General features: G+C 70.0%; 8 protein-coding genes. All 8 read right to left on the bottom strand.

Features of this window, described 5'->3' with window-relative positions:
• Window positions 1-4: 4 nt before the first annotated feature.
• Genes AC08OP_RS00500 through AC08OP_RS00465 form a run of 8 tightly spaced genes read right to left on the bottom strand, consistent with a single transcriptional unit; the run spans window position 5 to window position 9,255 of the window.
• Complete coding sequence (locus AC08OP_RS00500; protein ID WP_476612387.1) at window positions 5-1,297, bottom strand: lysine N(6)-hydroxylase/L-ornithine N(5)-oxygenase family protein; 1,293 nt, start codon at window positions 1,295-1,297, stop codon at window positions 5-7.
• 36 nt (window positions 1,298-1,333) lie between these two features.
• On the bottom strand, window positions 1,334-2,482 hold the full coding sequence (locus tag AC08OP_RS00495; RefSeq protein WP_476612386.1) for an acyl-CoA dehydrogenase family protein: 1,149 nt from the start codon (window positions 2,480-2,482) through the stop codon (window positions 1,334-1,336).
• Window positions 2,479-4,635 carry an iron-containing redox enzyme family protein gene (locus AC08OP_RS00490; protein WP_476612385.1) on the bottom strand — a complete coding sequence of 719 codons (2,157 nt, stop codon included), beginning with the start codon at window positions 4,633-4,635 and terminating at the stop codon, window positions 2,479-2,481. Before AC08OP_RS00490 ends, AC08OP_RS00495 begins: the two co-directional genes overlap by 4 nt.
• On the bottom strand, window positions 4,632-5,321 hold the full coding sequence (locus tag AC08OP_RS00485) for an SGNH/GDSL hydrolase family protein (RefSeq protein ID WP_476612384.1): 690 nt from the start codon (window positions 5,319-5,321) through the stop codon (window positions 4,632-4,634). The genes AC08OP_RS00490 and AC08OP_RS00485 overlap by 4 nt, the downstream gene beginning before the upstream one ends.
• On the bottom strand, window positions 5,318-6,445 hold the full coding sequence (locus AC08OP_RS00480; protein ID WP_476612383.1) for a diiron oxygenase: 1,128 nt from the start codon (window positions 6,443-6,445) through the stop codon (window positions 5,318-5,320). The genes AC08OP_RS00485 and AC08OP_RS00480 overlap by 4 nt, the downstream gene beginning before the upstream one ends.
• Before the next feature lie 31 nt (window positions 6,446-6,476).
• A complete protein-coding gene (locus AC08OP_RS00475) occupies window positions 6,477-7,418 on the bottom strand; it encodes a transglutaminase-like domain-containing protein (RefSeq protein ID WP_476612382.1) in 942 nt (313 codons plus the stop codon).
• Window positions 7,415-7,654 (bottom strand): acyl carrier protein, encoded by a 240-nt coding sequence (locus AC08OP_RS00470; RefSeq protein ID WP_011437665.1) that lies wholly within the window; start codon window positions 7,652-7,654, stop codon window positions 7,415-7,417. The genes AC08OP_RS00475 and AC08OP_RS00470 overlap by 4 nt, the downstream gene beginning before the upstream one ends.
• Window positions 7,651-9,255: an AMP-binding protein gene (locus AC08OP_RS00465; protein WP_476612381.1), complete on the bottom strand. Its 1,605-nt coding sequence runs from the start codon at window positions 9,253-9,255 to the stop codon at window positions 7,651-7,653. Before AC08OP_RS00465 ends, AC08OP_RS00470 begins: the two co-directional genes overlap by 4 nt.
• Between the last annotated feature and the right edge of the window lie 99 nt (window positions 9,256-9,354).

Here is a 9,354-nt window from a genome sequence, read left to right as displayed (position 1 = left end):
CCCATTAGCGGGCCCCTGTCTTGGGTGACCACTCGACGAACGCCGGGTCCTGTCCCCTGCTCCGGACGCCGCGGATCCGGTCGACGATCCGCTGGCTGCGCCAGGCGGTGAGGCTGAGGTTCGGGTCGGCGAGGCCGCGCTGCGTGCGGACCGCATTCTGCAGGAACAGGTTCCGGTCGGCCGGGCCGTCCCAGTTGGCGGCGAAGTCGGCGTCCACCTGATACTCGTCGTCCTCCCGCGCCAGGCGCTGCTCCAGGGGGGCCAGGAAGTCCATCCGGGCCGGCTGGAACCCGGTGGCCCAGATAATCACTTCGGCCTCGAAGATCTCCAGGCCGCCGGCCAGGTCGTTGTGCTGGACGGAGATGCTCCAGCCGTCCGGCGAGCACGCCTCGACGCCGACCACCTCGCGGTTGGGGTAGAGCCCGGTGAGCTGCGGGGCGCCAGTGATGAACCGGTGGACGTAGATCTGCTGATAGATTTCCCGGGCGGTGGACTCGGAGATGCCGTCGCTGGTCAGCACCTGCTGGCTGTTGAAGTCGGCCCGTACGGCCAGGTCGAGCTCGGCAAAGTAGTCGGAGTGGCAGGGCATGTAGAACTCGTTGGTGAACGGCGAATCGTCGATCGGGAAGTAGTTGCGCCGTCGGGACAGCCACGACACCCGGTGCGGCAGTTCGCTGTCGGGCCGGGAGATCAGGTCGAGGAACGCCTCGGCGCCGGATTGGCCGCCGCCGATCACCGCCACCCGCTTGTCGCGCAGGCCGACGGCTTTCGACCTGAACTCGCTGACATGGAACTGAGTGCTGCCCAGGTGCGGGCGGGCGAACATCGGCACCCACGGCACGGTGCCGACGCCGACCACCACGTTGTCGGCGAGGAGGGTGCGCTTGTCGGTCTGCACGACAAAGGCGTCGCTGGTGAAGTCGACGGACTGCGCCTCCTCGCCGAACACAACGTTCTCGTTGCGGCTGCAGGCCCAGCCGAGGTAGTTACGGAACTCCGCACGGGGCACTTTTTCGAACTGTGCGTTGAGGTAGTGGTAGATTCGCCCGCGGTCGTGGAGATAGGCTATGAACGAGAATGGGCTGGTCGGGTCGGACAGGCTCACAAGGTCCTTGAACAAGGACACCTGGAGGGTCACTCCCGGGATGAGCTGATCGTCGTGCCAGGTGAATTCGGCCTTCCTGTCGATGACCAGGTTCGGCATCCCTGGGTCACCGTGCAACAGGGCTGCCAGGCTCAGGTTGGCCGGTCCGGCCCCGATTCCGACACAGCGGTACCGCGGAGACTTACTCCCCATGAGAAGAGCTCGCTTTCAGCGTTCGGACAGACGAACTTACATTCGCTCGTGAAACCGGCCGCGCGGGCCCAGGGCGTCGGCGATGGCGAGGCGCAGCACCTCGGAGGCGCCCTCGTAGATCCGCAGCGACCGGATCTGCCGGTACAGCCGCTCCGGCAGGCTGTCGTGCACCAGCCCGGCCGCGCCGTAGACCTGCACGGCCGCGTCCACGACCTGCTGGGCGGCCTCGGTGGCGTACAGCTTCGCGATGCTGGAGTGCCTGGCCAGCGGGGCGCCCCGGTCGGCCTCCCAGGCGGCCCTGGCCACCAGGAGGGCGGCGGCGTTCAGCCGTACCTCGACATCGGCGAAGCTGGCCTTCACCGTCGGCAGGTCGAACAGCCGCCTGCCGTACGCGGCCCGTTCCCTGGCCCTGGCCAGAGCGGCGTCGGCGGCCCGGCGGGCGAAGCCGAGCGCCGCGGCGCCGACGGTGAGACGGAACCGTTCGAGCAGCTCCATGGCCACGATGAACCCGCCGCCGCGGGAGCCCAGGACGGCGTCGGCCGGGACCCGGCAGCCGTCGAACTCCAGCCGGGCGATGTCGCGTTCGGCCACCAGGTCGATCGGCTCGATCCGCAGGCCCGGGGTGCCGGCCGGGACGAGCAGCGCGGTCAGGCCCAGCGCGGCCGGGCCGTCGCCGGTGCGGGCCACCACGCAGAAGACGTCGGCGCCCGCGGCGCCGGCGATCCACGTCTTGTTCCCGTCCAGGACGTACTGCGCGCCGTCTGGCACGGCGCGCAGGGCGAGCGCGGCGACGTCCGAGCCGGCCTGCTCCTCCGACAGCGCGAACGCGCCGGCCAGCTCGCCACGGGCCATGCCGGGCAGCCAGCGCCGCTTCTGCTCGTCGGTGCCGTGGCGCTGGATCGGCCAGGCGGCCAGGACCTGGATCGAGAACGCGAAGTCGGCCAGGTCCTCGGTGTAGGCCAGGGCTTCCCTCGTCAGGCACAGGCTGCGCAGGTCGGCGGGCTCCAGCAGCCCCGCGGCCCCCAGCTCGCGCAGCACGCGGGCGCCGTACTTCGCCGGCGCGCCGGTCCGGGCTGCCGCCGCCAGATCGGCGCGGGTGTCCCAGAACCTGCCGAGCGCCTCGGCCAGCTCGCGGTGTGGCTGCTCGTAGAACGGCAGCGCCACCAGCTCCGGGTCCAGGCTCATGCGGCGGCCCGCCCTGCCATCAGGCGCCTGGCCAACTGCGGCTCGACGAAGAACGCGAACGAGGCGTAGCCGCGCCACACCCGCTGCCAGGCTCGCTCGACGGCAACCGGGCCGGCGGTGCGGCCGACGTGGTCGAGGTAGCCGACGATCAGGTCGGCCGCCTGGCGGGCGTGGCCGGCCGAGACGTTGTCGATGGACAGATGCGCTGCCTCGTAGGCGATGTCGAAGCGGTGATGGCGCATCTTCTCCATCTCGTGCAGCCGCAGCTCGCCGAGGCCGAACATCTCTATCCCCAGGCTGTAGCCGAGGATCTCCTCGTAGCGGGAGTCCGGGAACAGCGCCAGGCTGAGCTGGTAGGTGGCGTACGGGTAGGTCAGGTCGGGCAGCTCGGCCTGGGTGAGGAACTCCTCCGAGCGCAGGTGCGGCAGGTGGATGCCCATGCTGGTCAGGGCCTGGTAGATCAGCGTGATGTGGTTCTTGGCGACGTCGCCGCGGCCCATCTCGTCGGCGTAGATGGCGAACAGCGGCCCGTCGCTGGGGCGGTGGAAGCGGCCGGTGTTGCCGATCCGGTGCATGCAGGCGCCGTCGACGAGGTTGCCCAGCGCGAACCGCTTCTGGTTGTTGATCACGTTCTTCCTGGACGGGATGTCGGTCAGCGGCCGGAAGGGCTCGACGAGCTTCGTCCAGTAGAGGGTGTCCACCCGCTCCCACAGCGCCTCGGGGCTGTAGTCGAACCAGGTGGCGTCGGTGTAGCGCCCGGCGGCTCCCAGCTCGAACATCCCCTCGGCCTGGGCGAGCACCAGCTCGACGCGGCTGCGGGCGGCAGCCAGCACACTGGGGAACCGCTCGACGTTGACCAGGCGGTACAGGAACTGACGCTCGTCGAGAGCCGGCGGCTCGGCGGCGAGGACGTCGCCGGGGTCGGCAGCCACGAGCGCACGCTGCCAGGCAGCGGCGCCCTCGTCGCCGGCGGTGCAGGCAGCCAGGTCGGCGCCGGGTTCCTCACCCGCGGCAACAGCGGCCGCCCACTGCCCGATCGTGCGCGCTTCGGCCTCGTCGAAGATCCCGAACATCGGTCCGCCGAACGTGATCGCCCTGGTGAAGCGGCAACCGCCGGCCCGCAGCGGCTTCAGCTGGCTAGAGGAGCGAAGCTGGCGGGTGAACGCCGCGGCGTCAAATGCCGGGTCGGCGAACAGGTCGCGCAGCGGGGTACCGGAGATCTGCACCTTGTGGTGCTGGCGGCCCGCGTACGGTGCGTGCCTGGCGACGATCAGCGCCACTCTGGCGTCGAGTGACAGGCCCTGGTGCCAGCTCGCGAGCTCGTCGAGCATCGCCACGTGCGCGCTCTCCAGACGCACGACGAGCTGGATCGCCGCGAGCAGCCGCGCCCGGTCGGCCGGGCCGGTAGGCGACTGCTCGGTAAGCGCCAGATACTCCGCCAGCAGCGGCGCCGGATCATACCCAGGGCCGTCCACACCGGATAGTGCGGCGTCGGTGCCCAGTGCCCGGAAGGCGCAGTGCACGCCGACCACCTCGGGCAGGAAACTGGCCGGCAGCCGGGACAGCGCCAGGTAGAAGGCGGCCGTCACCACGGTGAGCGGCCGGGCCTGCGCTGCGGTCAGGAAGTCGGTGGCCGCCAGGCCAGGGAGCACCACGCCGTGCTCCGCCAGCAGCCGGCGGCGCTGATGGGCCAGGGTGCGCTCGGCCACGCCACGACCCAGCAACTCCAGCTGCTCGGCGCCCAGCCGGTTGACGATCATGGCGGGTTGGGTCGCTGGCTGCGACACGGTGTCCAGCCAGCAGCCTTCGATCAGCGCGAGCGGGGCGCGCTGCCGCAGCACCGCGGCCACAGTCTCGGCCGAAGCGGTGCGGAGCCGAGCGGCGACCCCCGCAATCGCCACGCGGGAGCCAGCCAGCTCGGCGAGCACGTGCTCCCGGTCCGGACCGGCCTCCCTGTCCGGACCGGCACTGTCCGGCAGGAACGCGGCGAGCACCCGGCGGGCGGCCACCAGCGTCGCTTCGGACTCCTGCTCGACCAGCAGCTGGCGGTACAGGGCGGCCGGCGGCCCGGCCACGGCCGCGGCTGTCTCGGCGGCCGCGGCCGGGCTGCACTCGAACGGTCCCAGCGGCAGCGAGGTCGTCAGATCGGTCATGCGGCTTTGCTCCTCGCGGCCAGGTGAGCGGCGAGCCCGTGCATCTTCCCGGTGGCCTCGAACGCCTGGCCGCGGCAGTTGAGGTGCAGCCTGTCGCTGCAGTAGATGCCCGCGTCGGCGCAGAGCGGATGGTCGGTGAACGAGACGAAGATCGCGCCGTACTCCTGGGACACCTCCCGCGTGATCCGGGTGACGATCCTGGTCGCCTTGCTGAACATTTCCCCGTACTTCTCGGAGACGATGCCCGCCTGGCTGATATCGAGCATCCCGATGGTGAGGATGTCGGCACCGGTCACCCTGACCCTGGAAACGATCTCGGTCAGCTCGGTGCGCACGGTGATCGGATCGAAGCCCGGCCTGATGAAGTCGTTGCCGCCGCCGGAGAGGAACACCAGGTCGGGCTTGAAGTCCAGGGCCGGCTGCAACTGCGTCTGGCGGATTTCGGTCAGCGTCAGATCGCGCTTGGCCAGCCGAATCTCGTCGAGGTCAGGGTGAATGCGGTGCAGCACGGCACTGATCCGGTCCACCCAGGACAGGTCCTGGTAGCCGGGCACAGCTTCGCGTATTCCGGTCGAGATGCTGTCGCCGATCACCGCGATCCGCTTCCACGGCGCGCCCGCCAGCAACTCCACACCGGCTTCGGTGGAGGTAACGTACGGGTCGGTGGCTTCGGTCAGTTCGGTCATCCCTCGTCCTCGCCGTTGTCGCCGCCGTCGCCGTCGGAGCCGGAGCCGGCGCCGCAGGCTATGGCCGCGGACACTTCCCGCTGCCGGGTGGCAAACTCCAGCCTGGCAATTTCGTCGGCGATCCGCTCGTCATCAGCGCTTATCTCGGCCCCGTCGACCCGGCTGAACCCGAGGACGCCCAGCTCACGCAGGCTCTCCTGTATCCTGGGGCCGAACAGGTTGATGTCCTTCAGCGTTGGGACAATCCGGGTGAACACCCGGCGCCGGAATTCGCGCTGGGCGGGCGAGCGGTTGGCCAGCGCGATGCATTCTTCGGCACCGTAGTCGAGTTTGCGCCACATCTCCTCGCCGACGAACCGGTCCTTGAGCACCCAGCACGCCTCGACCGCGAAATCCTCCCGCTCACGCAGTTCGGCGGTGCTGAGCTGACTGTAGTAGTCGCGCAGTGCCAACCGTCCGAACGCGACATGACGCGCCTCGTCCTGCAGCACGTAGGCGTTGAGCGCCTGCGCCAGCGGATCGCGCATCCGGTCGCGCTGGATGCTGAACGCCGCCAGCGCCAGGCCCTCGATCATCACCTGCATGCCGAGGTAGGTGATGTCCCAGCGGCTGTCACCGATGATCGCCTCAAGCAGGCCGCGCAGACCGGTGGAGATCGGGTACTGCACTTTGATCTTGGTCTGTAGCATGCGCTGGTACGCCTCGACGTGCCTGGCCTCGTCCATCACCTGCGTGGCGGCGTAGAACTTCGAGGCGATGTCCGGCACGGCCTGGACGACCTTCGCCGAGCACACCAGGCCGCCCTGCTCACCGTGCAGGAATTGGGAATAGAGCCAGCCGGCTATATGCCGGCGGACGGTGGTCCGCTCCGCCTCCGGCAGGCGCTCCCACACCGGCGTGCCGGCGATCCAGATGAACTCGTCGGGCAGGCCGAGCGGGTTGTCCGGGTCGACGTCGTGGCTCCAGTCCAGCTGCGTCTCGGCGTCCCACTGGCGCTGCTTGCCGCGGGAGTACAGGTTCAGCATCTGCTCGGTGCCGGCGTCGTAGTCCCAGGTGAACAGCGCGTCCCCGCCGAGCGGAACGGCCCAGCCACCAGCCAGCTCCGCCATCGTGTCTGACTTCATGACCACTCTCTTCAGGTCTCTTCAGGTCTCTTCAGGCTCGGCTGACGACAGCGCGCCGAAGACGTGAGGACACGGCCCCGAAAGCCCACGCCGGGGGCGGCGTGCCGTCCGGCCGCAGGAACAGCGCGGCCGACTCGGCCACGGCGCACGGCAGCAGGCGGTTGAACCGGCTGCCACGGCAGGCCGCCCGGAACTCCGCCCCGCCGTCCCGACCATGCTCGGCCGCGAGGTAGGCGAACGCCGGGTCCAGGGCGCGCCACTGACCGTCGAGGTGGACCTCGCACCAGCCGTGATCGTTGCCGACGAGGCCCAGCAGGAAGCCGCGGCGGGCCCGCGCCTGGAATCCTTCGGCCCGCAGCCGGTTGGCGAGGACCCTCCCCGCCACGACGCAGTCGGCGACACCCAGATCCCAGGACCGTCGGTGGTCGGTGCGCAGCGGCTCGGCGATCGCCTGATAGCGCACCGCGCCGCTGTCGAAGGCACCGAGGACGTCGTCGAACGCCGCGCGGACCCGGCGGTCGGTGATGTCGAAACGCTCGCCGGTGAGCCGGACGCGCACCTGGTACGGATCGACCTGATAACCCTCGGCGACGACCGGCCGCGGCAGGTCGGCAGCCGGGTCGTCCAGGAGCTCGACGCCCTCGGCGTCCAGATCCGGGACCGCCACCTGGAAGGTCTCACCGGTGGGTGCCCGGTGTACCGCAACCGTCCAGTCCAGGGGCACGAACCAGCTGTCCGGCTCGGCCGCCACAAACCGCATGAGCAGCCGCCTGGCCAGTTCAGGCACCGTGGTGCCGGTGCCGGAGTGCAGCGCCGCGTTGGCGACGTCGGTGTAGTCGAGCAGGCCGTCGACCTGCCGCAGGCCGAGCGCGACGACCCCGGCTTCGTCGGTGCACAGCACGGTGGCCGCGTCGGCGAGGGTGGTGTCGAAGACGGCCAGGTCCGGCGGGGTCGGCTCGAAGCGGAGTCTCACATGAGTTCCTTGATGAGCTCGGCAAGGTCACGTGCGGTAACCGCCGCGAACGGGACGTCGTCGGGAATCGCCACACTCAGTGCGTCCTCGAGATCCACCACCACGCTGAGGATCACCACCGACTCGATCTTCGGTAGCAGGTGCATGGGGAGATCCAGGTCGATGTCGGCCTTGTCCATCTGCAGCCGGTTGGCCAGGGCGGTGGCCACCGCGTCCTCGACGGTCTGCATACTCATGAGGCGTCCTTCACGGTCTTCTGGTAGAGGTCCCTGGCGGCTTGGCGGCGAACCTTGCCGGAGCTGGTGTGCGGGATGGAGCGGACGGGCACGGGGTGCACGAACGCCACCCCGGGGCCGAGCTCAGCGGAGATGGCCGCCTCGACGGCACTCGTCAGAGCGGCGGCCTCCGCACCCTCGAGCGGTGTCTCGACGAGGACCGCGAGGTGCTCGAAGCCGCCGTCCCTGGCCTGGAGGGCGGCGCAGGCCCGGACGTCGAAACCCTGGACGCGGCGCGCGATCTGCTCAACGTCTTCGGCGTAGTAGTTCTGACCGCGGATGATTGCCATGTCCTTGAGGCGGCCGACCAGGAACAACTCGCCCTCGGCCTCGAACCCGAGGTCACCGGTGCGCAACCAGCCGTCGGAGGTGAAGGGCTGTTGGTCGGCGGGCAGCCCGAGGTAGCCGCCCATCACGGCCGCGCCACGGATCTGGACCTCGCCGACCTGACCGGCACCCGGGGCGTCGATCCGGAAGGCGATGCCCGGCGCCGCCGAACCGCAGGCGACGACCTCACGGGCGTTGTCGGCCTCCGGGGCGACGCGGGCGACCTCGTCGCCCGGCGCGAGGGCGAACCGGTCGACGGTGAGGTGCCACGGCAGGTCCTTCGGCGTCGCCCAGCTGACGACGAGCGTGGCTTCGGCCATGCCGTAGCACGGAAGCATCGCCTCGGGCCGGAACCCGTACGGGCCGAACACCCGGTTGAATGCCTCCAGCGTCGACCACTGCACGGGCTCGGCGCCGTTGCAGGCGGCCCGCCACCCGGACAGATCGAGTCCGTCGGGAGCGCCGCCGGCTTCGACCGCCTCGACCATGCGCTGATAGGCGAAGTTGGGCATGGGCAGCACGCTGGCGCCGGACGCCGCCGCGCCAGCCAGCCAGCCGCGGGTGTCCCGGAGGAAGTCGGTGGTGCGCCAGAGGTTGACCGAGCAGCCCCTGGCCAGGTGCGCGAGCATGCCGAACAGGCCCATGTCGTGGAACAGCGGCAGCCAGATGCCGATCTCGTCGGTCTCGGTCAGGCCCAGGCCGTCGGCTATGGCCGCCAGGCCGGCCAGGATGGTGTCGGCGGTCAGCCCGACACCCTTGGGCGCCGAGGTGCTACCGGAGGTGTACTGGATCACCGCGAACTCGTCGGCCGGGTTCTCACCGACCGGCCCGGCCGGCTCGGGTACCTCCGTGATGTCGTCCAGCCGGACGTTCGGCAACGTTCCGAGCCGGCTGAGCAGGTGCGCGCTCTGGCCGTCCACCAGCAGGGTCTCCAGCTCGGCGTCCTCGATGACGCGGCGCAGGTGCTTCTGGTAGCCCTCGCTGCTCCCGAACGCCACGGGGAGGGCGATGGGCACCGCGGCAGCCCCGATCCGGAAGCACGCGAGCAGCCCGCGCAGCCAGGGTTCGCCGTTGGCCATCAGGATGCCGACGCGACGCCGGCCGGCGATCACTGTTGCCGTCCGCTCGGCGTCGGCCAGCAGTTGCGTGACGGGTACGGATCGTCCCTCGAACGGCAGGTGCAGTGCCGTCTTCGGGCGGGCGTTGGTGCCTACCGCATCCCAGAGCGCGCTCACCAGGTCTCCCCCTTGCCCGAATAAACGAAATAACGCCCCAAATCGGGAGATTGACGGAATCAATGGAAGCGAAACACAAGTTACGTCAGAGCGCAAGAA

Source organism: Frankia sp. CeRuru1 (genome assembly GCF_977966315.1).
This window is presented reverse-complemented; position numbering and strand designations above follow the sequence as displayed.